The 23,905-nt window shown below is 71.4% G+C and carries 27 protein-coding genes; 8 read left to right on the forward strand and 19 right to left on the reverse strand.

From position 1 onward, the window contains the following. Positions 1 to 163: 163 nt before the first annotated feature. The gene (locus ACTWJ9_RS08870) at positions 164 to 445 is read right to left on the reverse strand and encodes an acylphosphatase (protein WP_279333675.1); all 282 of its coding nucleotides are present in this window, start codon (positions 443 to 445) and stop codon (positions 164 to 166) included. A 161-nt stretch (positions 446 to 606) separates the two neighbouring features. On the opposite strand from ACTWJ9_RS08870, the gene ACTWJ9_RS08875 reads away from it, so the two are divergent. Next, the gene (locus tag ACTWJ9_RS08875) at positions 607 to 1,977 is read left to right on the forward strand and encodes a CAP domain-containing protein (RefSeq protein ID WP_387038828.1); all 1,371 of its coding nucleotides are present in this window, start codon (positions 607 to 609) and stop codon (positions 1,975 to 1,977) included. Positions 1,978 to 2,134: 157 nt separating this feature from the next. After that, entirely contained in the window at positions 2,135 to 2,542 is a 408-nt protein-coding gene (locus ACTWJ9_RS08880) for a winged helix-turn-helix transcriptional regulator (protein WP_387038830.1), read from the forward strand. On the opposite strand, the gene mutM is transcribed toward ACTWJ9_RS08880, so the two are convergent. The 9 genes from mutM to ACTWJ9_RS08925 form a co-directional block, all read right to left on the reverse strand. Continuing rightward, a complete protein-coding gene (gene mutM, locus ACTWJ9_RS08885) occupies positions 2,518 to 3,375 on the reverse strand; it encodes a bifunctional DNA-formamidopyrimidine glycosylase/DNA-(apurinic or apyrimidinic site) lyase (RefSeq protein ID WP_279333678.1) in 858 nt (285 codons plus the stop codon). The two genes, ACTWJ9_RS08880 and mutM, sit on opposite strands and share 25 nt — an antisense overlap. A gap of 91 nt (positions 3,376 to 3,466) precedes the next feature. Then, positions 3,467 to 4,348, reverse strand: a complete 882-nt coding sequence (gene rnc, locus ACTWJ9_RS08890; RefSeq protein ID WP_279333681.1) for a ribonuclease III — start codon at positions 4,346 to 4,348, stop codon at positions 3,467 to 3,469. A gap of 7 nt (positions 4,349 to 4,355) precedes the next feature. After that, positions 4,356 to 4,529 (reverse strand): 50S ribosomal protein L32, encoded by a 174-nt coding sequence (rpmF, locus tag ACTWJ9_RS08895; protein WP_003951102.1) that lies wholly within the window; start codon positions 4,527 to 4,529, stop codon positions 4,356 to 4,358. Between the two features lie 2 nt (positions 4,530 to 4,531). Beyond that, positions 4,532 to 5,185, reverse strand: a complete 654-nt coding sequence (locus tag ACTWJ9_RS08900; protein ID WP_279333682.1) for a YceD family protein — start codon at positions 5,183 to 5,185, stop codon at positions 4,532 to 4,534. A 151-nt stretch (positions 5,186 to 5,336) separates the two neighbouring features. Continuing rightward, entirely contained in the window at positions 5,337 to 6,437 is a 1,101-nt protein-coding gene (locus ACTWJ9_RS08905; RefSeq protein WP_279333683.1) for a cell division initiation protein, read from the reverse strand. 118 nt (positions 6,438 to 6,555) lie between these two features. Then, positions 6,556 to 7,035: a pantetheine-phosphate adenylyltransferase gene (gene coaD / locus ACTWJ9_RS08910; protein WP_279333684.1), complete on the reverse strand. Its 480-nt coding sequence runs from the start codon at positions 7,033 to 7,035 to the stop codon at positions 6,556 to 6,558. Between the two features lie 26 nt (positions 7,036 to 7,061). Continuing rightward, positions 7,062 to 7,652, reverse strand: coding sequence for a 16S rRNA (guanine(966)-N(2))-methyltransferase RsmD (gene rsmD / locus ACTWJ9_RS08915; protein ID WP_279333686.1), 591 nt, complete (start codon positions 7,650 to 7,652; stop codon positions 7,062 to 7,064). Positions 7,653 to 7,760: 108 nt separating this feature from the next. Further along, a complete protein-coding gene (gene recG, locus ACTWJ9_RS08920; RefSeq protein ID WP_279333687.1) occupies positions 7,761 to 9,989 on the reverse strand; it encodes an ATP-dependent DNA helicase RecG in 2,229 nt (742 codons plus the stop codon). A gap of 176 nt (positions 9,990 to 10,165) precedes the next feature. After that, positions 10,166 to 11,887 (reverse strand): DAK2 domain-containing protein, encoded by a 1,722-nt coding sequence (locus ACTWJ9_RS08925; RefSeq protein WP_279333688.1) that lies wholly within the window; start codon positions 11,885 to 11,887, stop codon positions 10,166 to 10,168. A gap of 268 nt (positions 11,888 to 12,155) precedes the next feature. Between ACTWJ9_RS08925 and rpmB the strand changes: the two genes are divergently transcribed. Further along, entirely contained in the window at positions 12,156 to 12,341 is a 186-nt protein-coding gene (gene rpmB / locus ACTWJ9_RS08930) for a 50S ribosomal protein L28 (protein ID WP_004924906.1), read from the forward strand. Positions 12,342 to 12,495: 154 nt separating this feature from the next. Here the strand turns inward: rpmB and thiD are convergent, their stop codons facing one another. Both thiD and ACTWJ9_RS08940 read right to left on the reverse strand, forming a co-directional pair. Beyond that, positions 12,496 to 13,317, reverse strand: a complete 822-nt coding sequence (gene thiD / locus ACTWJ9_RS08935) for a bifunctional hydroxymethylpyrimidine kinase/phosphomethylpyrimidine kinase (RefSeq protein ID WP_279333689.1) — start codon at positions 13,315 to 13,317, stop codon at positions 12,496 to 12,498. After that, positions 13,314 to 14,279, reverse strand: coding sequence for a thiamine-phosphate kinase (locus ACTWJ9_RS08940; RefSeq protein ID WP_279333690.1), 966 nt, complete (start codon positions 14,277 to 14,279; stop codon positions 13,314 to 13,316). The genes thiD and ACTWJ9_RS08940 overlap by 4 nt, the downstream gene beginning before the upstream one ends. Positions 14,280 to 14,509: 230 nt before the next feature. Here ACTWJ9_RS08940 and ACTWJ9_RS08945 point away from each other — a divergent pair, with 230 nt between their 5' ends. Beyond that, positions 14,510 to 14,743 (forward strand): Lrp/AsnC family transcriptional regulator, encoded by a 234-nt coding sequence (locus tag ACTWJ9_RS08945; protein ID WP_052579718.1) that lies wholly within the window; start codon positions 14,510 to 14,512, stop codon positions 14,741 to 14,743. 20 nt (positions 14,744 to 14,763) lie between these two features. Further along, positions 14,764 to 15,270 carry a DUF3515 domain-containing protein gene (locus tag ACTWJ9_RS08950; RefSeq protein ID WP_387038836.1) on the forward strand — a complete coding sequence of 169 codons (507 nt, stop codon included), beginning with the start codon at positions 14,764 to 14,766 and terminating at the stop codon, positions 15,268 to 15,270. A 35-nt stretch (positions 15,271 to 15,305) separates the two neighbouring features. Here the strand turns inward: ACTWJ9_RS08950 and ACTWJ9_RS08955 are convergent, their stop codons facing one another. From ACTWJ9_RS08955 to ACTWJ9_RS08965, 3 genes are all read right to left on the reverse strand, one after another. Further along, a complete protein-coding gene (locus tag ACTWJ9_RS08955; RefSeq protein ID WP_279333692.1) occupies positions 15,306 to 16,463 on the reverse strand; it encodes a D-alanine--D-alanine ligase family protein in 1,158 nt (385 codons plus the stop codon). A 115-nt stretch (positions 16,464 to 16,578) separates the two neighbouring features. Further along, positions 16,579 to 17,589 carry an NAD(P)H-dependent glycerol-3-phosphate dehydrogenase gene (locus ACTWJ9_RS08960; RefSeq protein ID WP_279333693.1) on the reverse strand — a complete coding sequence of 337 codons (1,011 nt, stop codon included), beginning with the start codon at positions 17,587 to 17,589 and terminating at the stop codon, positions 16,579 to 16,581. Beyond that, positions 17,586 to 18,467 carry a lysophospholipid acyltransferase family protein gene (locus tag ACTWJ9_RS08965; RefSeq protein ID WP_279333694.1) on the reverse strand — a complete coding sequence of 294 codons (882 nt, stop codon included), beginning with the start codon at positions 18,465 to 18,467 and terminating at the stop codon, positions 17,586 to 17,588. The genes ACTWJ9_RS08960 and ACTWJ9_RS08965 overlap by 4 nt, the downstream gene beginning before the upstream one ends. A gap of 158 nt (positions 18,468 to 18,625) precedes the next feature. Between ACTWJ9_RS08965 and cofC the strand changes: the two genes are divergently transcribed. Both cofC and ACTWJ9_RS08975 read left to right on the forward strand, forming a co-directional pair. Next, positions 18,626 to 19,264 carry a 2-phospho-L-lactate guanylyltransferase gene (cofC, locus tag ACTWJ9_RS08970; protein ID WP_279333695.1) on the forward strand — a complete coding sequence of 213 codons (639 nt, stop codon included), beginning with the start codon at positions 18,626 to 18,628 and terminating at the stop codon, positions 19,262 to 19,264. Between the two features lie 9 nt (positions 19,265 to 19,273). Then, positions 19,274 to 19,477, forward strand: coding sequence for a hypothetical protein (locus ACTWJ9_RS08975; RefSeq protein WP_202276163.1), 204 nt, complete (start codon positions 19,274 to 19,276; stop codon positions 19,475 to 19,477). 115 nt (positions 19,478 to 19,592) lie between these two features. Here ACTWJ9_RS08975 and ACTWJ9_RS08980 read toward each other — a convergent pair whose 3' ends face one another. The 4 genes from ACTWJ9_RS08980 to leuC form a co-directional block, all read right to left on the reverse strand. Beyond that, positions 19,593 to 20,216 (reverse strand): HU family DNA-binding protein, encoded by a 624-nt coding sequence (locus tag ACTWJ9_RS08980; RefSeq protein ID WP_279333696.1) that lies wholly within the window; start codon positions 20,214 to 20,216, stop codon positions 19,593 to 19,595. Positions 20,217 to 20,352: 136 nt separating this feature from the next. Continuing rightward, complete coding sequence (locus ACTWJ9_RS08985) at positions 20,353 to 20,583, reverse strand: hypothetical protein (RefSeq protein ID WP_279333697.1); 231 nt, start codon at positions 20,581 to 20,583, stop codon at positions 20,353 to 20,355. 266 nt (positions 20,584 to 20,849) lie between these two features. Then, a complete protein-coding gene (gene leuD, locus ACTWJ9_RS08990; RefSeq protein WP_279333698.1) occupies positions 20,850 to 21,452 on the reverse strand; it encodes a 3-isopropylmalate dehydratase small subunit in 603 nt (200 codons plus the stop codon). A gap of 6 nt (positions 21,453 to 21,458) precedes the next feature. Further along, complete coding sequence (gene leuC, locus ACTWJ9_RS08995; protein WP_279333700.1) at positions 21,459 to 22,886, reverse strand: 3-isopropylmalate dehydratase large subunit; 1,428 nt, start codon at positions 22,884 to 22,886, stop codon at positions 21,459 to 21,461. A gap of 173 nt (positions 22,887 to 23,059) precedes the next feature. On the opposite strand from leuC, the gene ndgR reads away from it, so the two are divergent. Then, positions 23,060 to 23,773: an IclR family transcriptional regulator NdgR gene (ndgR, locus tag ACTWJ9_RS09000; RefSeq protein ID WP_279333701.1), complete on the forward strand. Its 714-nt coding sequence runs from the start codon at positions 23,060 to 23,062 to the stop codon at positions 23,771 to 23,773. Positions 23,774 to 23,905 lie beyond the last annotated feature (132 nt).

Consider the following 23,905-nt stretch of genomic DNA (forward strand, 5'->3'; position numbering starts at 1 on the left):
GAGGGCGGCGCTTCTCGTGCCGACCCTCGGGGTGTGGTGGACCGGATGCGCGGGGAAGCCTCCCATGACGGGGGGTTCTTGGCAATCACCAGGAGCTTTCCGCGTTTTCGGACCGACCGGGACGCGCTCCCCGGGTCCCCGGGGATCCGGGAGCACGGCGGGATCAGCGGATGGCGAAGCCCTCGTAGCCGCCACGGGGTGTGTCCCATATCTCGGTGACCCCGTCCACATGCCCGGGCGTGTCGCCGTCCTGGAGCCAGTCGAGCAGGCCCTCGCAGCGTTCCCGGGAGCCCTCCGCGACCACTTGGACCCTCCCGTCCCCCAAATTGAGAGCAAAGCCACTCAGGCCGCCGATCTCCAGCGCCTTGGCCCGGGTGAACCAGCGGAAACCCACACCTTGGACCCTCCCCCGCACCCAGGCGACCAGTCGCACATCCTCACTCATGACTGCAACCTAACCGGACAATGTCACTCGGGGCACTCCCTCCCCTTGCGCCATGCGGTACCGTCCCGATCGAACGAATCTCATATGAAACTCACTCGATCGTGTGAGTTTCGTGTTGATCGCGAGGACGAGTCGACCGCAAGGATCAGGAAGGCCAGGACATGGGACGCCACCGACGCTCCGACGCCGGCCGCGCCGCCACGGGCCGCGCCGCCACAGAGGTCACTCAGCACGACGGCCGCTACGACGAGAGCCACGGCCCGCTGAGCGCACACGCGGCGGACGCCCCGACGATGGGTATCGCCCCCTACCTGAATCCGGAGGCGTACGCCGAGACGTCCGCGAGGAGCGAGGCCTACCTCTTCGCGACGGAGGACGGCCTCGGCGACGGTCACCCCGCCGGCGACTTCGCGCAGGACGGCTTCGCACAGAACGACTTCGCTCAGGGCGACTTCGCTCAGGACGGCTTCGCGCAGGGCGACCACTCCGGAACCGCCTTCCGGGCACACCACGGGAACGACCACCCCGGCGGCTTCCCGGCCGGTCCCGACCGCTCCATGGCCGCCGCCGAGACGGCTGTCTTCGCGAGCGACGGCCTCCCGCCCAGGGACGCCCCGCGGGGCGGTTTCCCCGACGACGGCTTCACGCCCGGCGGGGGCGAGCGGCACTCGGGCGGCTCGGGCGGGCGGCGCCGGAAGAAGAAGGCCGCGACGCCGGTGCGCACCGGACTGCTCGGGGTCTCCGCCGCGGTGGCCCTCGGCACGGTCGCGGTGGCCACGGGCGCGGTGCCGGGCCTCGAGAACTACAAGCTCGGCGGCGACAGCTCCCCCGGCGAGACGGTGGAGGCCGCGGGCACCCCGACCAACACGCCCGGCGAGCAGGGCGGCACCTCGGGCAGCCTCGAGAGCCAGAGCCGTGAGGCCGGCGCCCCCGCCAGCCGCGACGGCGAGCGCTCCACCTCGCCGAAGCCCTCTCCGTCGGCCCCCTCGGCCGAGCAGTCGAAGACGCCGGAGACGAAGGCGCCGGAGAAGGCGCCGGAGAAGCAGAAGCCGGCGGTGACGCCGAGCGAGAAGACCGAGACGACGACACCGCCCCGCAAGACCGTCCCGGAGCCGGAGAAGCCGGCGCCGAGCAGCCCGGTGGACATCTCCGAGGAGGCCGCCGTAGGAGCCCAGGTGCTCCAGCTGGTCAACCAGGAGCGGGCCAAGGTGGGCTGCAGCCCGGTCGCCGCGAACAGTGCGCTGACGGGTCTGGCCGCGGCGTTCAGCCAGGACATGGCCGAGCGCAACTTCTTCGACCACACCGACCCCGACGGCGACACCCCGTGGGACAGGGCGAAGGCCGCCGGGATAGCCGACCTCGGCGGGGAGAACATCGCCCGTGGCCAGGCGACCGCCGCGGCCGTGATGGAAGCCTGGATGGACAGCCCCGGCCACAAGGCGAACATACTGAACTGCGACTTCAAGACGCTGGGCGTGGGCGTGCACTTCGGGCAGGGCGGCCCGTGGTGGACCCAGAACTTCGGCTACTAGCCGGACATCGGCGGTACGCACCGCGTGTGGCGTGGACGGCGGTCCGGGGCTTCCCGGGCCGCCGTCCGTGTTTCTCGGTGCCCCTTGGCACGTCTCGGCACTAACTTCCGGTGAGCGCATTCTGCTGGTAAGCGCTGCGCTGAAGTACGCTGACCGTATGACGACCACGCGGCGGTACCCGGGGGATCCGGAGGATTCGGGTCTTCCCTACAACGCGTTCGCCAAGGAGTGCCCCTCACGCGGCACGCTGGAGCATGTGACGGGGCGCTGGGGCGCGCTGACGCTCGGGGCGCTGTCCGGGGGTTCGCTGCGCTTCAACGAGCTGCGCCGCCGCGTCGGCGGGGTGAGCGAGAAGATGCTGTCCCAGACACTGCACGCGCTGGAACGCGACGGCCTGGTGCACCGCGAGGCGCAGCCGACCAACCCGCCCCGGGTGGACTACGAACTCACCCCGCTGGGCCACGAGGCCGCGCGGCGCGTGCTGTCCCTCATCCACTTCCTGGAGGACAGCATGGACGACGTGCTCCTGGCGCGGGAGAGTTACGACGCGCGCGGAGCCCGCTGACACCTCGGGCAGAAGTAGCTGGACCGGTTCATCCAGGGCCGCCGGCGTATCGGCGTACCGCAGCGACGGCAGGGCAGCTCCTCCCGCCCGTAGGCGTCGAGGGACCGGTCGAAGTAGCCCGACTCGCCGTTGACGTCGACGTAGAGGCTGTCGAAGCTGGTGCCGCCCACCGCGAGGGCGGCGTTCATCACGTCCCGCACATGGTCCAGGAGGAGCTGGGAGCGCGGGCGGGTGAAGGTCTCCGTCGGGCGCTCGTAGTGGACGCGGGCCCGCCACAGCGCCTCGTCCGCGTAGATGTTGCCGACGCCGCTGATCAGCGACTGGTCCAGCAGGGCCCGCTTGACTGTGGTGCGCTTGCGGCGCAGTGCCCGGTGGAAGGCGTCGTCGTCGAAGAGCGGGTCGAGCGGGTCGCGGGCGATGTGCGCGATGACGTCGGGCAGGCCCTCGGAAGTGTTCTCGTGCAACGACAGCCCGCCGAAGGTGCGTTGGTCGACGAAGCGGAGCTCGGTGTCCAGGGCGTCCGTGAAGCGGACCCGGACCCGCAGATGCTTCTCGTCCACCGCCGTGTGCGGCTGGACCAGCAGCTGGCCGCTCATGCCGAGGTGGGCCAGGACGGACTGGTCCGTGCCCTCCAGGGGCAGCCACAGGTACTTGCCGCGGCGGCTGGGGACACCGACACGACGGCCCTTCAGACGGTGTGTGAAGTCCTCGGCGCCGGCGACGTGGCGGCGTACCGCACGCGGGTGCAGCACCTCGGCCTCGGCGACGGTCCGGTGGGCGACCCACCGCTCCAGTCCCCGCCGTACGACCTCGACCTCGGGCAGCTCGGGCATCGTTCCCCCTCCGAGGATCGGTCCACGAGTGCGACCCGAGCGCCCGCCCCCGGCGGGGTGGGTACTCGGGTCGCGCTCGGCGTGTGTGGCGTCAGGCGGAGGCCGACGGTGCGCCGGCGGCCGGTTCGGCATCCGCGTCGACGGCGACGTCGGCGGCGACGTCAGCAGCCGGCTCGTCCGTCTCGGCCTTGGCCGCCGCCGCAGCGGTGCGCTCGTCGGCCGCGGTCCGGATGGACCGCCAGGCGGACTCGGCGGCCTGCTGCTCCGCTTCCTTCTTGCTGCGGCCGGTGCCGGTGCCGTACGAGACGCCTCCGACGCGGGCGGCAGCAGTGAAGGTCTTCTCATGGTCGGGGCCGGTCTCCGTGACCAGGTACTCGGGCACGCCGAGCCCTTCGGTCGCGGTGAGCTCCTGGAGGCTGGTCTTCCAGTCCAGGCCGGCACCGAGGTTCGAGGACTTCTCGATCAGCGGGTCGAACAGGCGGTGCACCAGTTCGGAGGCCGCCTCGAGGCCCTGGTCGAGATAGACCGCGCCGATCACCGCTTCGAGGGTGTCGGCGAGGATGGACGCCTTGTCCCGGCCACCTGTGCCCTCTTCACCGCGGCCGAGCCGGATGAAGGAACCGAGATCGAGCCCGCGGCCCACCTCCGCCAGCGCACGCGAGTTGACCACCGCGGCCCGCAACTTGGCCAGCTGGCCCTCGGGCAGGTCGGGGTGGGTGCGGTACAGCGTGTCCGTGACGACGAGGCCGAGCACGGAGTCCCCGAGGAACTCCAGCCGCTCGTTCGTCGGCAGACCGCCGTTCTCGTACGCGTAGGAACGGTGGGTCAGCGCACGCACCAGAAGGGCGGTCTCGAGCCGGTAGCCGAGCCGCCCTTCCAGAAGCGTGTGGGACGAGGCCTGGTTGTTGTCCGCCGATTCGCTCCCGCTCACACGGGACGACTGCTTCTTGGGCGTGGACACAGTGCCTCTCACCAGCCGCTCAGACCTCGAGGACCTGGCGCTTGTTGTAAGTGCCGCAAGACGGGCACGCGATGTGCTGCTGCTTGGGCTCGTGGCAGCGCTCGCACGCAACCAGGGTGGGGACCGCAGCCTTCCACTGCGACCGGCGGTGGCGCGTGTTGCTGCGCGACATCTTCCGCTTCGGAACAGCCACGGCTACTTCTCCTGCTTCTCGGCGGCGTCCGCAGGTCCTGGCCCGTCGCCGCTCATCTCGTCCTTCTCGCCATCTTCGAGTGAACCGGCGAGTCCCTGCAGTGCCGCCCAACGGATGTCGACGGCGTCATGGTGGTGGTCCGGGTCGTCCGCGAGCCGGGCTCCGCATGCGGAACACAGGCCGGGGCAGTCGTCCTGGCACACCGGCTGCATCGGCAGTGCGAGCACCACCGCGTCACGCAGCACGGTCTCGAGGTCGAACATGCCGTCCTCGAGGAAGAACCTGTCCTCGTCGTCCTCGGCGTCGTCGCCCGGCTCCGCAGTCACACGGCCCCGGTCGTCGGCGTCAGGGTACGAGAACATCTCCTGGAAATCCGCCACGAGCTCCAGCTCGAGCGGCTCCAGACACCTTACGCACTCCCCCTCGGCCGTCGCACGGGCGGTGCCCGTGACGAGCACCCCTTCCATGACCGACTCGAGCCGGAGCTCGAGCTCCACCGGGGCGCCTTCCGGCACTCCGACGACTCCCTGGATACCGAGGTCCCTGGGCGCCTCGACCGTGCGGGTCAGCCGCTGCAGCGCGCCCGGCCTCCGTCCCAGCTCGTGCGTGTCGAACACGAGGGGATTGCGGTGGTCGAGGCGGGCGTTCAGAGCCATTCCTGCTTTCGATCTTCGAGCTTGGGGGAACGCCGACCCGTGAAGTTCGCGGGCAGCGCGGATCGCGGATGTCCACACGACCGAGGAGCCAGGATACTGGACCTTCGGCTCTCCGCCCAATCCGGTGCCGCGACGGCCGGCGACGGGCCGGTCAGCCGTTGCCGCGGCCCTGCTCGTAGGCCCGCAGCTGTTCGGCACTGATCATGCTGGTGTCGAAGAGGCTGGTCTCGTCGAGGGTGCCCGGGGTCTGCTCCTGCGGGACGTAGCCCTGCTGGGCCTGGCCGGGGTCGTACGCCGGCTGCTGCGGGGCCTCGTAGCCCTGGTAGGCGGCGTACGGGTCCTGCTGGGCGGCCTGCTGCTGGTAGCCGTACGGGTCCTGCCCGCCACCGTACTGCTGCTGGTAGCCGCCGTACGGGTCGGGCTGCTGGTAGCCGTACGGGTCGGACTGCTGGGCGTAGTCCTGCTGCTGCGGGTCCCGCAGGGGGGCCTGCGGAGCCTCCTGCGGCGGCTGCGGGGCCCGCTGGGCCGGGAGGTCCGGCATGGCCGCGAGGTCGGCGAGGTAGTCGGCGTCGCTGGAGTGCTGGATCGTGGTGGGGTCCTCGGCGAGGGCACCGAGGTCGTCACTGGCGATCCGGCCGTGCAGGGTCTGACGGCCCCGGCCCACCGCCTCCAGGGTCTTGGCGAGGACCGCCTCGAAGGCACCGAGCTTGACGTCGACGTACTCGTCGGCGCTGCGGCGCAGGGTCTCCGGGTCGTGGCTGCGCTCGGGGGCGTCGTCATCCTCGTAGCCCTGCTCGTCGAGGCCGGGCCCGGTGCCGAGCAGCTTCTCGCGGCCGCGGCCGACGGAGCCGAGTGTCTTGGTGAGGACGACCTCGAAGTTGGCGAGCTTGGAGTCGACGTAGTCGTCGGCCTCCGCCCGGACCTCCTCGGCCTCCTTGCGGGCCTCGTCGAGGATCCGGTCGGCCTCGGACTGGGAGCGGCGGGCGACCTCCGTGCCGGAGATCAGGGAGCCGCGCTCGGCGTGCGCGCCCTCGATGATCCGCTCGGCCTCCTGGCGGGCCTGCTCGACCATCTGCTCGCGGTCGCCGATGAGTTCCCGGGCCTGGGCCAGGGAGTCGGGCAGCGCCGCGCGCACCTCTTCGAGCATCGAGAGCAGTTCTGCGCGGTTGATCACGCACGAGGCCGACATGGGCATCGACCGGGCACCGGAGACCGCGGCGACGATCTCGTCCAGTTTCTTCTGCACGTCCACCGTGTGCTCGCCACTCTCTACAGCTGTGTTGGAGACGGACGCAACGACTGTACGGCCCTGGGCCGGGCGGGGAACACCGGCCGTCGGATTGCCGGGGTCCCCGAGGCCGCGGCGGCGCTCAGTCCCTGCGCAGCCGCTCGGAGAGGGCGGAGAGGACTTCCGGGGGCACCAGGTGCGAGACGTCACCGCCCCAGGTGGCGACCTCCTTGACCAGGGAGGACGACAGGAAGCTGTAGGTGGGATTGGTGGGGATGAAGAGGGTCTCCACACCCGAGAGGCCGTTGTTCATCTGGGCCATCTGCAGCTCGTAGTCGAAGTCGCTGACCGCGCGCAGGCCCTTGACGATCGCGGGGATCTCACGCTGCTTGCAGAAGTCGACGAGGAGGCCGTGGAAGGCTTCGACCCGTACGTTCCCGTACTCGGCGGTGACCCGGCCGATCAGGTCGATCCGTTCCTCGACCTCGAACAGGCCCTTCTTGGACTGGTTGATCATCACCGCGACGTAGACCTCGTCGTAGAGGCTGGAGGCGCGGCCGATGATGTCGAGATGTCCATTGGTGATCGGGTCGAACGACCCGGGGCATACGGCGCGGCGCACTGGCGCTCCCTCGCTCTCCGGTCCGGTCATCGTGCGGCTTCGCACGTAGAGGCGGCGCGACCGTACCAAAACGTTCCCTCGCCGTAGCGACGGGCCCGGATCGCGTCGAAACCGGGCGGCCACCCGAACTCACCGCCTCTGGTGCTGCGCTCCACGGTGACGACGGCTTCCTCCGCGAGCCACCCCCCGGAGCGGAGTGTGAGCAGGATCTCGCGGAGATCGTCGTCGGAGACGTTGTACGGGGGGTCGAGGAAGACGAGGTCGTACGGCCCGGCCGCCGGCGGGGGTGTGCGGACGATCTGTTCCGCTTTGCCCGGTCTGATGTCGGCGCCGGGCAGTCCCAGCGCCCTGATGTTGTCCCGGACCGTGCGGACGGCCCTGGCGTCGGCCTCGACGAGGAGGGTGTGCCCCGCTCCCCGGGACAGGGCCTCCAGGCCCACGGCGCCGGAACCGGCGTACAGGTCGAGGACTCGCTCGCCGTCCAGCGGGCCGCCGAGGAGGGCCTGCCAGGTGGAGAACAGGCCTTCGCGTGCACGGTCGGAGGTGGGTCGGGTGCCGTTGCCCGGCGGTACGCCCAGGCGGCGCCCGCCGGCCCGGCCGGCGATCACGCGGGTCATGTCCTGGTCCTCGTCACTTGTCGGTGTGCTCGGGATGTGGGTCGGTGCGTTCGGGGTGCGTTCCCGTCCGTGGCCGGGTACCGCGGGCCCGAAGGGGGTTCCAGTCTGTCAGCCCTTCTCCAGGTACTGCTCCCGCTCGTCGTCCAGCAGGGCGGCCAGGGCCGTGCGCAGCCCCGGCAGGCGCTCCAGGTCGGGGTCGGCCGCGACGACCGCGGCCGCCTCCTCGCGGGCCTCGGCGATGATCTCCTCGTCCTCGATGACGGCGAGCATGCGCAGGCTGGAGCGGGTGCCGGACTGGGCCTGGCCCAGGACGTCGCCCTCGCGGCGCTGCTCGAGATCGATGCGGGAGAGCTCGAAGCCGTCCAGGGTGGCGGCGACCGCGACCAGCCGCTGCCGGGCCGGGCTCGCCTCGGGCATCTCGGTGACCAGCAGGCAGAGGCCGGGGGCCGAGCCGCGCCCGACCCGGCCGCGCAGCTGGTGGAGCTGGGAGACACCGAAGCGGTCCGCGTCCATGATCACCATCGCGGTCGCGTTGGGGACGTTGACCCCGACCTCGATGACGGTGGTGGCGACCAGGACGTCGGTCTCGCCCGCGGCGAAGCGGCGCATGACGGCGTCCTTGTCGTCGGGCTGCATCCTGCCGTGCAGGACCTCCACCCGGAGGCCCCGCAGCGGGCCCTTCGCCAGGTGGTCGGCGACGTCGAGGACGGCGAGCGGCGGACGCTTCTCGGCGTCGGCCTCCCCCGCGGCCGCCGGGGACTTCCTCTTCCCGGCCTTCGGGTCGTCCTCCTCGTCGCCGATGCGCGGGCAGACCACGTACGCCTGGTGGCCGCCCTCGGCCTCCTCGCGCACCCGCTCCCAGGCGCGGGCCAGGAAGTGGGGCTTGTCGGCGGCGGGGACGACATGGCTGGCGATGGGCGAGCGGCCGGCCGGGAGCTGGTCGAGGACGGAGGTCTCCAGATCGCCGAAGACGGTCATCGCGACCGTGCGCGGGATGGGGGTGGCGGTCATGACGAGCAGGTGCGGGGGCTGCTTGCCCTTGCCGCGCAGGGCGTCGCGCTGTTCCACGCCGAACCGGTGCTGCTCGTCGACGACCACCAGGCCCAGGTCGTGGAACTGGACCTTGTCCTCGATCAGCGCATGGGTGCCGATCACCAGGCCGGCCTCGCCGGTGGCCAGGTCGAGCAGGGCCTGGCGGCGGGCCGCCGCGCCCATGGAGCCGGTGAGCAGCACCACCTTGGTGGCGTTCTCCGCCCCGCCCAGCATTCCTCCCTCGGCCAGCTCGCCCATCATCTCGGTGACCGACCGGTGGTGCTGCTGGGCGAGCACCTCGGTGGGCGCGAGCATGGCCGCCTGCCCCCCGGCGTCGACGACGGCGAGCATGGCGCGCAGGGCGACCAGGGTCTTTCCGCTGCCCACCTCGCCCTGGAGCAGCCGGTGCATCGGGTGCTCCGTCGCCAGGTCGTCGAAGATCTCCTTCGAGACCTTCTGCTGGCCCTCGGTGAGCGTGAAGGGCAGGCGGTCGTCGAACGCCGTGAGCAGGCCGTCCGGCCTCGGTCTGCGGGCGACGGCGGGAAGCAGGGCGTCGGCATGGCGGCGGCGGGCGAGGGCGACCTGGAGGACGAAGGCCTCGTCCCATTTGAGGCGGGCGCGGGCCTCCTCGATGTCGGCCCTGGTCTGCGGACGGTGGATCTTCAGCAGGGCCTCGGGCAGCGGGACCATGCCGCGCCCCTCGCGCAGTGCGCCGGGGAGGGGGTCCACGGCGTCCCGGGCGCCGGGCAGGACGGTCTGGAGCGCCTTGCCGATCTTCCAGGACTCCAGCTTGGCGGTGGCGGGGTAGATCGGGATCAGCGCGCCGGCCCAGGTCTCCACGCTCTCCTCCGCACCACCGTGCAGCAACTCATAAGCGGGGTGGGCGAGTTGGAGACGGCGGTTGAAGACGGAGACCCTGCCGGCGAACATCGCGCGGGTGCCCGGCAGGAGCTCCTTGTGCGGTTTGTGGACGCCGTTACCGAAGAAGACCAGTTGGAGCCGGCCGCTGCCGTCCGTGATGGTGACCTCCAGGCGCTGGCCCTTGCCGCGCGGGGCCTTGGAGGAGGCGAAGGTGTGCAGGCGGGCGTCGGCGACCTGGGCGACCACGGTGACGTGCTCGTCCATGGGGAGGTCGGCGAGGTGCGTGAGCTGGCCGCGCTCCTCGTACCTGCGGGGATAGTGGTGGAGGAGGTCGCCGACCGTGTGCAGGCCGAGGTGCTCGGCCATCACCTTCGCGGTGGGAGGGCCGAGCACCGACTTCAGCGGCTGTTCCAGTGGTTCTCGCAGTGCGGGCACGAGATCCATTGCACACCAAGGCGCTGACAAAGCGGGAACGCGGGAGCCGAGACACTCCTGGCCGTCTCGGGAAATCCCTGGTCAAGGAAGTCACCGGGGCTTCGGGACGACGTGCCCCGGCACGCGCCGGGCATGCGGGCCGGTCCACGGCGGCCGCGCTCACGACGACGGGAGGGACCCGGTGTTCACTCCACGCCGATGAGGAGCAGGGCGCCCTGCCTGCCGCCGTGGTAGAGCACCGTGTCGACGGCCAGGTGGTTCTCACGGACCCGGGCCTCCAGGTGGGCGGCGAGGGCCTGGGGGGTCTCGTCGCCGAGGACCAGGGTGACCATCTCTCCGCCCGCGGCGAGCATCCGGTCCAGGACGGCCGCGGCGGTGGCCGTGACATCGTCGCCGATCACGGCCACATCACCCTCGATGAGGCCGAGGACGTCGCCGGCCTGGCAGATGCCGGCCATGGTCCAGGACTGCCGTTCGGCGACGGTGACCTCGGCGTACCGGGTCGCGCCGGCCGCCGAGGTCATCTCCACCACGTCCTCGTCGAAGCGGCGCTCCGGCTCGTGCACCGCGAGCGCCGCGATGCCCTGGACCGCGGAACGGGTCGGGATGAGCGCCACCCGGAGCCCTTCGGCGCGGGCCTGTTCGGCCGCCGCGGCGGCGGTGTGACGCAGCTCCTCGTCGTTGGGCAGCAGCACCACCTCACGCGCGTGCGCCCGCCGCACGGCCTCGACGAGCTCACCGCTGGCCGGCGGCTCACCGGGCCGGGCGAGCACCGTGGTCGCACCGGCCTCGGTGTACAGGCCGGCCAGCCCCTCTCCGGGCACCACGGCCACCACGGCCCGCTGGGCGCGTTCCTGGAGCGGACGCCCGGCACCGGGGGCGTGTGCGTCACCGGCGCCGAAGTGCGTGATCCGGATACGATGCGGACGCCCGGCCTCGACCCCCGCCTCCACGGCGGCTCCGGCGTCGTCGACATGGACGTGGACGTTCCACAGCCCGTCGCCGCCGACGACGACGAGCGAGTCCCCGAGACCGTCGAGCCGCTGCCGCAGCCGCTCCACGGCAGCGTCCGAGGCCTCCAGGAGGTAGATCACCTCGAAGGCGGGCCCGACGGGCCCCGTCGCGCCCTCACCGTCGGCGCACTCCGCGGACCCTGCGGACGGGCCGTGCTCCTCGCGCGCCCGGCGCACGGGACCGGGCGCCGGGCTTCTCGGTGTCTCCCCCGTGAACGTCTCCACCAGCGCTCCGAGCACCGCCACCAGTCCCCGGCCGCCCGCGTCCACCACTCCCGCCTGCCGGAGCACGGCCAGCTGGCCCGGTGTCGCGGCGAGGGCCGCGCCGGCTCCCTCGTAGGCCGCCCGCGCGACCGCCCCGCAGTCGCCCTCCGTGCCGTCGGCCGCATCGGCGGCGGCCGCGGCGACGGTGAGCACGGTGCCCTCGACGGGGTGGGCCACGGCCTGACGCGCGGAGTCGGCCGCGGTGCGCAGGGCCTGCCGCAGCCCCCGGCCGTCGGCGTGGGCCTCCGTCTCGTCCCCGGCCAGCACCTGTGCCATCCCCCGCAGCAGCTGCGCCAGGATCGTCCCGGAGTTGCCGCGGGCACCGATCAGCGCACCGTGTGCCATCGCCCGTGCCGCGTCGGCCAGCGTGGGCCCCTGGGTCCCGTCGTGGCCTTCGCCGTCATGAGCCCTGTCGATCCGCTCGGCCGCGTGCCCCGCGAACACCGCCTCGACCGCCGTGGCGGCGGACTCGACCGTCAGATAGAGATTCGTACCGGTGTCGCCGTCCGCCACGGGGTAGACATTGATCGCGTCGATCTCCTCACGCGCCCGGCCGAGGGCGTCGAGCGCGAGTCCGCACCAGGCACGCACCGCGAGAGCATCGAAGAATGTCTGCGGCACCTGCGCCACCTGCGCCTCCCTGAGCTGCCGGCCGTGGCTCGCAGCGTAGACCTTGGGGTGCCGGGTGGCGGAAGCGGGCCGGGACGGGCCCCTGAGCTGGCATGGTAGTTTCGTTCTGCTGGTGCAGCCGTTGTATGCTGCTCCGGTTGCCCGATCCGAATCGGGCCTCTCCCTGGCAAAGCCACTCAGATTCCCAAGGGCTCCTGGAGCCCCGGCATCCTGATCCCGGCCGTGCCGGGATCAACCGTAAGTGCATCTGAAGTCTTTGGAGTGACCCGTGGCTGCCAACTGCGACGTCTGCGGCAAGGGGCCGGGCTTCGGCAACAACATCTCGCACTCGCACCGCCGTACGCCCCGTCGCTGGAACCCGAACATCCAGCGCGTGCGTACCGTGGTGGGCGGGACGCCGAAGCGCGTGAACGCTTGCACCTCGTGCATCAAGGCCGGCAAGGTCTCGCGCTGACGCTCTCACTGAGCGCGCGGCCACAGCTGGTCCACCGCACTGAGCCGGTCCACCTTGGGTGGACCGGCTTTTTGCCGTGCCCGTACGCACGCCTGCCGCACGTACATCTGCCGCACGCACACCTACAGGTCGCACGCCTGCCGGCCGGACGCCCTCAGCTCCCGTCGGACCGCGTCAGCGCCCATCCGTGATCCACCGGCCCGATTCCGCCACCCAGCGCGAATCCGGCCGCGATCGCCCCCGTGACGTACTCCTTGGCGGCCGTCACCGCCGCCGGCACCGGCCTGCCCTGTGCCAGGTGTGCGGCGATCGCCGAGGCCAGCGTGCAGCCCGTGCCGTGGGTGTGCCGGTTGTCGTACCTCGGGGCGCGCAGCCAGTGCTCCTGCGAACCGTCCGTCAGCAGGTCGACGGCCTCGCCCATGTCCCCGGCGAGGTGACCGCCCTTGATCACGACCCAGCGCGGCCCGAACTCCAGCAGCGCCTCCGCGGCCCGGCGGAAGTCCTGTTCCGACTCCACCCGCACACCGGTGAGTTGCGCCACTTCGTCCAGGTTCGGCGTGGCCACGGTGGCGACCGGCAGCAGTCTCGTCCGTACGGAGTCCAGTGCGGAGGGCGCCAGCAGCGCGTCCCCGTGCTTGGAGACTCCGACCGGGTCGACGACCACCGGCGCCCGGGTCCCGGAGAGCAGGTCGGCCACCGCGTCGACGAGTTCGGCGGAGGCCAGCATGCCGGTCTTGACCGCCTGGACGCCGATGTCGTCGACGACGCTGCGGTACTGGGCCCGTACCGCCTCCACCGGCAGCGGCCAGGCGCCCTGTACCCCCAGGGAGTTCTGCGCGGTCACCGCGGTGACCACGCTCATGCCGTGCGTGCCCAGCGCGAGCATCGTCTTCAGGTCGGCCTGGATTCCCGCGCCCCCGCCGGAGTCCGAGCCGGCCACGGTCAGCACCCTCGGTGGAGCCGTCCCGGCGCTCATGACTCGATACCCCCGAAGTGGTCCCAGCCGGCCTGAGCGGTCCAGGGGGCCCCGTCGACCGTCACCTGGGGCAGCGCCGAGAGGTTGAGCACCTCGCCTATCACCTTCCAGCGGGCGGGCAGTTTCACGTCCGGCGGGAAGGTGGCCACGATCGCGTGGTCCTCTCCCCCGGTCAGCACCCACTGCATGGGGTCGACACCGACGGCCTGACCGATGTCGTTCATCTGGGAGGGGATGTCGATCGCCCCGGAACGGATGTCGATGCGCACCTTGCTGGCCTCGGCGATGTGCCCGAGGTCGGCGATCAGCCCGTCGCTCACGTCGCACATCGCCGTCGCGCCCAGCCCCGCGGCCGCCGGGCCCGCGTGGTAGGGCGGTTCGGGGCGGCGGTGCGCCTCGACGAAGGCGCGCGGCGAGCGGAAGCCGCGCGAGAGCACCGCGTGCCCGGCCGCGGACCAGCCGAGCCAGCCGGTCACCGCGACGAGGTCGCCGGGCCGTGCGCCGCCCCGGGTCACCGCCTCCTGGTTGCGCAGGTCACCGAGCGCGGTGATCGACACCATGATCGTGTCACCGCGGACGACGTCTCCGCCGACCACCGCGGCGCCCGCGACCTGGCACTCGTCGCGCAGGCCGTCCATCAGCTCCGAGGGCCAGGTCACCGGCAGTTCCGCGGGGACGACCAGGCCGAGCAGCAGCGCGGTCGGTACGGCGCCCATGGCGGCGATGTCGGCGAGGTTCTGGGCGGCGGCCTTGCGGCCGACGTCGTAGGCCGTGGACCAGTCGCGGCGGAAGTGGCGGCCCTCCAGCAGGATGTCGGTGCTGGCCACGACCCTGCGGTCGGGTGCGGCGACCACCGCGGCGTCGTCGCCGGGGCCGACCCGGACCGCCGGTGTGGTGGTGAGACGGGAGGTGAGCTCCCTGATGAGCCCGAACTCCCCGAGCTCACCAACAGTGCCCTTCATTTCCCCAGCTCCCCTTCTTTCCCTGTCCGTTCCCGGTTCCGTTCCTGGTTCCGTTCCCGGTCGCGAGGCGTCTGTGTCCTCGCTGCGGTCGAAGCGACCGTCGGCTTCCGCCCGGTCCGGGCCCCGGCGCGCGGAGTCCGGGTCCCGCAGGTCTCCCCGCGAAGAGCGGCGACGCGATACCGTGGCGTTCCTTTTCCCCACATGATCCTCGTGGCCGCTCTGGAGGTTTCGTGGTACAGGCGTACATCCTGATCCAGACGGAGGTCGGCAAGGCGTCGACCGTCGCCGATCTGATCGGCAAGATCCCTGGAGTCATCCAGGCCGAGGACGTGACCGGACCCTATGACGTCATCGTGCGCGCCCAGGCCGACACCGTCGACGACCTGGGACGCATGGTGGTCGCGAAAGTCCAGCAGGTGGACGGCATCACCCGTACTCTGACCTGCCCGGTCGTCCATCTGTAGCCCCCGTCTACCCTGTGCCGGTGAGTTCCTTCCGTCACCGTCACGCAGTCCTGTCCGCACTCGCCGCCACCGTGCTGGTCGCCACCGCGGGCTGTTCCTCGGCAGACGACAGCGCGTCGACGGCGGTTCCCAGCCCGGACGCGAAGACCACCGGGCTGTGCCGGAACCTGGACGAGGCCCTGCCGGCGACGGTGGACGGTGAGGATCGCGACGATCCCGAACCCGCGTCCGAACTGACCGCGGGCTGGGGCGGCGTGGCGATCATACTGCGGTGCGGTGTCGGGCAGCCGCCGAAGATGATCGACCCCAAGGTGGCGAACGGCAACGACCCGGGCGCGATGGCGGGGGGCGTGGACGGCGTCGACTGGCTGATGGAACAGCAGGACGACGAGACGTACCGCTTCACGACCGCCAACCGAGAGGCCTACGTCGAGGTGCGGGTGACCGACGGACGGGACAGCACGGGCGTACTGATCGACCTCGCCCCGGCCGTCAAGAAGGCGATCCCCAAGGGGATCGCCTCTTAGGGCCTGCCGTCGCCTTCCCGGGTGCCGGCCGGGGCTCAGCGCAGTCCGGTCGGGCGGCGGAGCGCCGCCTGCACCAGCCGGTCCACCAGCTCCGGGTACTCGACACCGGTGGCCTGCCACATCTTCGGGTACATCGAGATGGGTGTGAAGCCGGGCATCGTGTTGATCTCGTTGATCACGAACTCGCCGTCCTCGGTGAGGAAGAAGTCCGCGCGCACCAGTCCCTCGCAGCCGGCCGCCTCGAACGCCTCCACCGCCAGCCTGCGCACCTCGGCCGTCTCCTCCTCGGTCAGCGGTGCGGGCACCAGGCCGGGCGTGGAGTCGATGTACTTGGCCTCGAAGTCGTAGTAGGCGTGTGCGTCGGGCGGCGGGATCTCGGCGGGGACCGAGGCACGCGGGCCGTCCTCGAACTCCAGTACGCCGCACTCGATCTCACGGCCGCGCAGGGCCGCCTCCACCAGGATCTTCGGGTCGTGCCGCTGGGCCTCGGCGATCGCCTCGTCCAGGCCGGAGAGGTCGTCGACCTTGGTGATGCCGATCGAGGAGCCCGCCCGTGCGGGCTTCACGAACAACGGCCAGCCGTGCTCACCGGCGAAGTCGATGATCTGCTTGCGGGCGGCGGACTCGTCGCGCTCCCATGCGCGCGGCCGGATCACCACGTACGGGCCGACCTTCAGCCCGAAGGAGGTGAACACCCGCTTCATGTACTCCTTGTCCTGGCCGACGGCCGAGGCCAGCACCCCGGAGCCCACGTAGGGGACGCCGGAGAGCTCCAGGAGACCCTGCAGGGTGCCGTCCTCCCCGTAGGGGCCGTGCAGCACCGGGAAGACGACGTCGACCTCGCCGAGCGCCTTGGGCACCGAACCGGGCTCGCTGTAGACGACTTCACGGTTGCCGGGATCGAGGGGGAGCAGCACCGCGCCCTCGGTCGAGTCGGCGAGCTGGTCCACGCTGGGCTGCCGACGGTCGACGATGGCCATGCGGTCCGGCTCGTCGGCGGTGAGCGCCCACCGGCCGTCCTGGGTGATGCCGATCGGCAGGACCTCGTACTTGGTCCGGTCGATGGCCTTGAGGACGGCGCCGGCGGTGACCACGGAGATCCCGTGCTCGGAGCTGCGCCCGCCGAACACAACGGCCACACGCGGCTTGCGCGGCGGCTGCTCGGGGCTCTGGGGAAGGTTCTCGGTGCTCATATGGCGATGAGAGTACCCGGTGGTACAGCCACGTTGAAGCGCCCGTGACGTGGCAAACGGAGGGTCGCCCGCGCTGCCGTCGCGCCGCGGTCGCACGGACGCCGCTCCTGGTCGCTCAACGTCGCTCGGGTTTCGCGCTGCGCGACATCAGCTCCTTGACGGCGACCACCGGCGACTTGCCCTCGTGCACGATGCTGACGACCGTCTCGGTGAGCGGCATGTCGACGCCGTGCCGGCGGGCCAGGTCCAGCACCGACTCGCAGGACTTGACGCCCTCGGCGGTCTGCTTGGTGACCGCGACGGTCTCCTCGAGGGTCATGCCCTTGCCGAGGTTGGTGCCGAAGGTGTGGTTACGCGAGAGTGGTGAGGAGCAGGTGGCCACCAGGTCGCCCAGGCCGGCGAGTCCGGCGAAGGTCAGCGGGTCCGCGCCGAGCGCCACACCGAGCCGGGTGGTCTCGGCGAGCCCGCGGGTGATGAGCGAGCCCTTGGCGTTGTCGCCGAGCCCCATGCCGTCCGCGATGCCGACGGCCAGCCCGATCACGTTCTTCACCGCGCCGCCCAGTTCGCAGCCGACGACGTCGGTGTTGGTGTACGGGCGGAAGTACGGCGTGTGGCAGGCGGCCTGGAGCCGCTGGGCCACGGCCTCGTCGGTGCAGGCGACGACGGCGGCAGCCGGCATCCGGGCGGCGATCTCCCGGGCGAGGTTGGGTCCGGTGACCACGGCGATCCGGTCGGCGCCGGCTCCGGCGACCTGCTCGATCACCTCGCTCATCCGCATGGCGGAGCCGAGTTCGACGCCCTTCATCAGCGACACCAGGACCGTGTCCGGGGCGAGCAGCGGTTTCCACCCGGCGAGGTTGCCGCGCAGCGTCTGCGAGGGGACCGCGAGGACGGTGAAGTCGGCGTCGCGGGCGGCGTCGGCGGCGTCGGTGGTGGCCCGCAGGTTCTCCGGGAGTTCGACTCCGGGCAGGTAGTCGGGGTTGGTGCGGGTGGAGTTGACCGCTTCCACGAGTTCGGGGCGCCGTGCCCACAGCACGACGTCGCATCCCGCGTCGGCGAGCACCATGCCGAAGGCCGTGCCCCACGATCCGGTGCCGAAGACGGCGGCCTTGACCGGTTTGCTCACGTGCCCAACCCCTCTTCCCGCGCGGCGGCCCGTTCGCCGGGCCTGCGCTCCTCCTGCCGCCGGTCCTCCGGCGATCCGTGCTCAGGCGATCCCTGCTCCGGCAACCCGTGCTCCGGCGCCCCCTCCCGTCGCCTCGGCCGGGTCTGGGCCCGGGTCTTGCGGCCCTGCTCCGAGCGCTCGCGGCGCGGGTCGTAGGGCACCTCGGGGGCCTTCTCCCCGCGGATCTCCTCCAGCAGCCGGGTCACCGCCGCCATGATGACCTCGGTTGCCTCCTTGAGCAGTTCCGGGGTCATCTCCCGGTCGTAGAAGCGGTCCAGGTCCACGGGCGGTCCGGCCAGCACCCGGTGGGTCTTGCGCGGGAAGAAGCGGGGCCTGCCGGCGTACGGCGGCAGCACCTCGTTGGCGCCCCACTGCGCGACCGGGACGACGGGGCACTTGGTCTGCAGGGCCACTCGCGCGGCACCGGTCTTGCCGGTCATGGGCCAGCCGTGCGGGTCACGGGTGAGGGTGCCCTCGGGATAGAAGGCGACGCACTCGCCGCGCTCCACGGCGTCGATCGCGGCCCGGAAGGCGCTGAGCGCGTCCGTGCTTTCCCGGTAGACGGGAATCTGCCCGGTGCCCCGCATCGCGGCACCGACGAATCCCTTACTGAAAAGCCCGCTCTTCGCCAGGAAGCGCGGAACGCGACCGGTGTTGTATTGAAAGTGCCCATAAGCGAAGGGGTCGATGTGCGAATTGTGGTTCACCGCGGTGATAAATCCGCCCTCGGCCGGAATGTTCTCCATTCCGCGCCAGTCCCGCTTGAGCAGAACCACCAGCGGTGGTTTACAGAGAACCGCGGCGAAGCGGTACCAAAAGCCGATTCTGCGGCGCGGCACAGGGACACCTTCCTCTAAGTCCTGGAACCGGGGGCCAGGCGGGCCGCACAAGTGTCGCCCCGGGCCGCCGGTCTGTCGAGAACACCGTACGCCCCGCCCCCCTGGCCACCGGGTGCCACGGGGGACAATGGCGACGACAAGAGAGGGACGTAACACGCGTGCAGTGGACCCTGGTGGTACCCCTGAAACCACTGGCCGAGGCCAAGAGCAGGCTCGCGGACACCGCGGACGACGCGGTGCGTCCGGGGCTGGCCCTGGCCTTCGCGCAGGACACGGTCGCGGCCGCGCTGTCCTGCCGCGCCGTGCGCGACGTGGTGGTCGTCACGGGCGACGCCCTGGCCGGCCGCGAGCTGGCCGCGCTCGGGGCCCACATCGTCTCCGACGAACCGGGCGGCGGCCTGAACGCGGCACTCGCGCACGCGGCCGTCGCCGCACGGGCCCTCCGGGGCGCGGGGCCCGTGGCGGCCCTCAACGCCGATCTCCCGGCGCTGCGCCCGGCCGAACTGGCCCGCGTCCTCGAGAGGGCCGCCGTATTCCCGCGCGCGTTCCTCTCCGATGCCGCGGCCGTCGGCACCACGCTGCTCTCCGCGGCACCGGACGAGGAATTGCGTCCTTCCTTCGGCCCCGGCTCCCGGGCCCGGCACCGGGCGTTCGGAGCCGTGGAACTCCACCTCGACGCGGTGGATTCCGTACGGCAGGACGTGGACACGGGCGACGATCTGCGGGCGGCGCTGGCGCTGGGCGTGGGGCCCCGCACGACGGCCGCCGTCGCGCGGCTGCTGATCGCGGAGCAGTAGGCTGCCGACATGCAGGCGACCGCGTACACCTACGACCCCGAAAGCCGCAGCGGCCAGGTGCTGCTGGACGACGGCACACCGGTGCCCTTCGACGCGCGGGCTTTCGACGCCGGGGGCCTGAGGCTGCTGCGCCCCGGGCAGCGGGTGCGCGTCGAGACCCAGGGCGAGGGCGAGGCCCGGCGGATCACGCTGGTGACGCTGCACACGTTCTGACTCGCCGCGGCGCACGTTCTGACCTGCCGCGGCGCGCGGCGGGGACGCCGGGCACACCGCGGGCCGGGCTCCGTGACGGAGTCCGGCCCGGCGCGTGAGTACCGTTCGGCCGCCGTTACTTCTTGCGGGCGGTGGTCTTCTTGGCGGTGGTCTTGCGGGCGGTCGACTTCTTCGCGGGCGCCTTGGTGGCCGTGGCCTTCTTCGCCGGGGCCTTCTTGGCGGTCGTCTTCTTCGCCGCGGCGGTCTTGGCGGCCGGCGCGGCCTGCTTGGCGGTGGTCTTCTTCGCCGCGGTGGTCTTGGCGGTGGTCTTCTTCGCCGTCGTCTTCTTGGTGACGGCCTTCTTCGCGGCGGCCGACTTCGCGGTCTTCTTGGCCGCGGCCTTCTTCACCGTCGCCGAAGCCCCGCCGGACAGGCTGCCCTTGGGCGCCTTCTTGACGGCGACCTCGCCCCCGCGCGGAAGCTTCTTCGAGCCGCTCACCAGGTCCTTGAACCCCTGTCCCGCGCGAAAGCGCGGCACCGACGTCTTCTTGACCCGGACCCGCTCGCCGGTCTGGGGGTTGCGGGCGTAGCGGGCCGGACGGTCGACCTTCTCGAACGAACCGAAACCGGTGACGGAGACCCGGTCCCCCGCGACCACGGCGCGGACGATGGCATCGAGGACCGCGTCGACGGCGTCGGCGGCCTGCTGTCGACCGCCCATCTTGTCGGCAATCGCTTCTACGAGCTGCGCCTTGTTCACGTCTTCCCCTTCGGAGACATCGCCCGAACGAATCCGTTCAAGCGTTTTCGCACGTTAGGCAGATATATACCGCAAATCAAACACGAAACGGGCTTATCACCCTTGTGCCGCAATGAACTCGGCTGCCGTGACCGATTCAGCGTTCCTCGTCGGGGAATCGCCCCTCGTCGAGATCCGTGATGAACAGTTCCAGCCGCCTTGCCGCGTTGGCGAGATCGTGCTTGGCCGCGGCCGTAATGACCAGCAGCTTCCGGGTCAGCGCCATCCGTACGCCCTCCGGTACTTGCAGTGCGCGCACTTCTGCATGCGCTTCTTTGAGCCGGGCCGCGACCAGCGTGTAGAGCTCGAGTTGGCCGTCGCGTTCCATGCACAGATTGTGCCATCTGGGGCGAGTTGTCGCCTGCGCAGGGGGCAACTACCGCCTCGGACGGCGGTCCGAGCACATTCGGAGACCACGCGCACGTGACACGTGTACCCCGGCAACCACCTTCATAACGTGGGAAGTTGCAAGGCCTCAAGAGGGCGCGCAGAGCCGAACGGGTGCAGAGACGGCCGTACCCCCGATCAGTCCGATCGGGGGTACGGAAGGGGGTTCGGTGTGGCCGAAAGTCGACCTGCCGCGAGGACTTCGCGTCAGGCGGCCGGGGCCGGGATCGTCTGCGGCTTGTACGACGGGCGCTTGGCCTCATACGCGGCGATGTCCGCCTCGCTCTGCAGCGTGATGGAGATGTCGTCGAGACCGTTCAGCAGCCGCCAGCGGGAGTTCTCGTCGAGCTCGAAGGGCGCGGTGATGCTCCCGGCGCGCACCTCGCGGGCCTGGAGGTCGACGGTGATCTCGGCGGTGGGGTCGGCTTCCGTCAGCTCCCACAGCGCGTCCACGGTCTGCTGGTCGAGGACCACGGTGAGCAGGCCGTTCTTCAGCGAGTTACCGCGGAAGATGTCGGCGAAGCGGGAGGAGATCACGGTTTTGAAGCCGTAGTTCTGCAGCGCCCAGACGGCGTGCTCGCGGGAGGATCCGGTGCCGAAGTCGGGGCCGGCGACCAGCACGGTGGCGCCCTCGCGCTCGGGGCGGTTGAGGACGAACTCCGGGTCCTTGCGCCAGGCCTCGAACAGCCCGTCCTCGAACCCGTCCCGGGTCACCTTCTTGAGCCAGTGGGCGGGGATGATCTGGTCGGTGTCGACGTTGCTGCGGCGCAGCGGGACGGCCCGGCCGGTGTGGGTGGTGAATGCTTCCATGACTGATCAGACTCCAGCGGGCGTGGGGGCGTCGGCGTCGAGGTCGGCCGGGGAGGCCAGGTGGCCGAGGAGCGCGGTGGCGGCGGCGACCTGGGGGGAGACCAGGTGGGTACGGCCGCCCTTGCCCTGCCGGCCCTCGAAGTTGCGGTTGGAGGTGGAGGCGCAGCGCTCACCGGGGGCGAGCTGGTCGGGGTTCATGCCCAGGCACATCGAGCAGCCCGCGTGCCGCCACTCGGCGCCCGCCTCCTTGAAGACCACGTCCAGGCCCTCGGAGACGGCCTGCAGGCCCACCCGGGCGGAGCCGGGGACGACCAGCATCCGTACGCCGTCGGCGACTTTGCGGCCCCTGACGATGTCGGCGGCGGCGCGCAGGTCCTCGATCCGGCCGTTGGTGCAGGAACCTACGAACACGGTGTCCACACCGATGGAGCGCAGCGGCTGGCCGGCCGTCAACCCCATGTATTCCAGGGCCTTTTCGGCGGCCAGGCGCTCCGAGGCGTCTTCGTAGGCGGCGGGGTCGGGCACGTCGGCCGACAGCGGAGCGCCCTGGCCGGGGTTGGTGCCCCAGGTGACGAACGGCGACAGCGCGGCGGCGTCGATGACGACCTCGGCGTCGAACTCGGCGTCCTGGTCGGTGCGCAACGTCTTCCAGTAGGCCACGGCCGCGTCCCAGTCCTCGCCCCGCGGGGCGTGCGGGCGGCCCTCGAGGTAGGCGAACGTGGTCTCGTCGGGGGCGATCATGCCCGCGCGGGCGCCGGCCTCGATCGACATGTTGCAGATGGTCATCCGGGCCTCCATCGAGAGCTTCTCGATGGCCTCGCCGCGGTACTCCAGGACGTAGCCCTGGCCGCCGCCGGTGCCGATCCGCGCGATGACCGCCAGGATCAGGTCCTTGGCCGTGACCCCGTCGGGCAGTTCGCCCTCGACAGTGATCGCCATGGTCTTGGGGCGGGTCATCGGCAGGGTCTGGGTGGCCAGCACGTGCTCGACCTGGGAGGTGCCGATACCGAAGGCCAGGCCGCCGAACGCGCCGTGCGTGGAGGTGTGCGAGTCCCCGCAGACCACGGTCATGCCGGGCTGGGTCAGCCCCAGCTGTGGCCCCACCACGTGCACGACGCCCTGCTCGACGTCGCCCAGCGAGTGCAGCCGGACACCGAACTCCGCGCAGTTCGCCCGCAGCGTCTCCAGCTGGACCCGGGAGACCGGGTCGGCGATGGGCTTGTCGATGTCCAGGGTCGGGGTGTTGTGGTCCTCGGTCGCGATGGTCAGGTCGAGCCGGCGCACCCCGCGGCCGCTCTTGCGCAGGCCGTCGAAGGCCTGCGGGCTGGTCACCTCGTGCAGCAGGTGCAGATCGATGAAGAGGAGGTCGGGCTCGCCCTCGGCGCGCCGGACGACATGGTCGTCCCAGACCTTCTCCGCCAGTGTCCTACCCATCGCTTTCCCCTTTTTTGGTGCGCTCGCCTCCGGGGCGGCCCTCCGGCTCGCTCACCACTGTTCTCGGGCTTCTGTGCCGGCCCCGTGGATTACGGGCCGTGTTCCACCCAGGGTGGCGCGTTCCCCCGAAAATTGAACTTGCGTTTCACAGAGTGAGACGCAAGTATCGTTGCATGGACAACAGTAGCGGCGTCGGCGTTCTGGACAAGGCGGCCCTCGTCCTGAGCGCTCTGGAGTCCGGCCCGGCCACCCTCGCGGGGTTGGTCGGTGCGACCGGACTGGCACGACCCACGGCCCACCGCCTGGCCGTGGCACTGGAACACCACCGCCTGGTGGCGCGCGACATGCAGGGCCGGTTCATCCTCGGCCCGCGCATGGCCGAACTGGCCGCGGCGGCGGGCGAGGACCGGCTGCTCGCCACGGCGGGCCCGGTGCTCACCCATCTCCGCGACGTGACCGGCGAGAGCGCCCAGCTCTATCGCCGGCAGGGTGACATGCGCATCTGCGTCGCCGCGGCGGAGCGCCTGTCGGGTCTGCGGGACACGGTCCCGGTGGGCTCCACGCTCACGATGAAGGCCGGCTCCTCCGCGCAGATCCTGATGGCCTGGGAGGAGCCGGAGCGCCTGCACCGCGGCCTGCAGGGCGCCCGCTTCACGGCGACGGCCCTGTCGGGTGTCAGGCGCCGTGGCTGGGCGCAGTCGATCGGGGAGCGGGAGCCCGGCGTCGCCTCCGTCTCCGCGCCGGTGCGCGGCCCCTCGAACCGCGTGGTGGCCGCCGTCTCGGTGTCGGGGCCCATCGAGCGCCTGAGCCGTCACCCGGGCCGTATGCACGCCCAGGCCGTCATCGACTCCGCGGCCCGCCTCTCCGAGGCACTGCGCCGCTCCTGACCCCATTCCCGCCCCTCGGGGACGGGCCCGCCTCAACGCCGCGGCAGGCCCTCCCCCGGGCTCCTGTCCCCGCACCTCGGTACCCCGTGCCGGGACACGAAGAAGCCCCCCACCGAGGTGGAGGGCTTTTCT

Source organism: Streptomyces sp. GDS52 (assembly GCF_052246875.1).
GTDB lineage: Bacteria > Actinomycetota > Actinomycetes > Streptomycetales > Streptomycetaceae > Streptomyces > Streptomyces cathayae.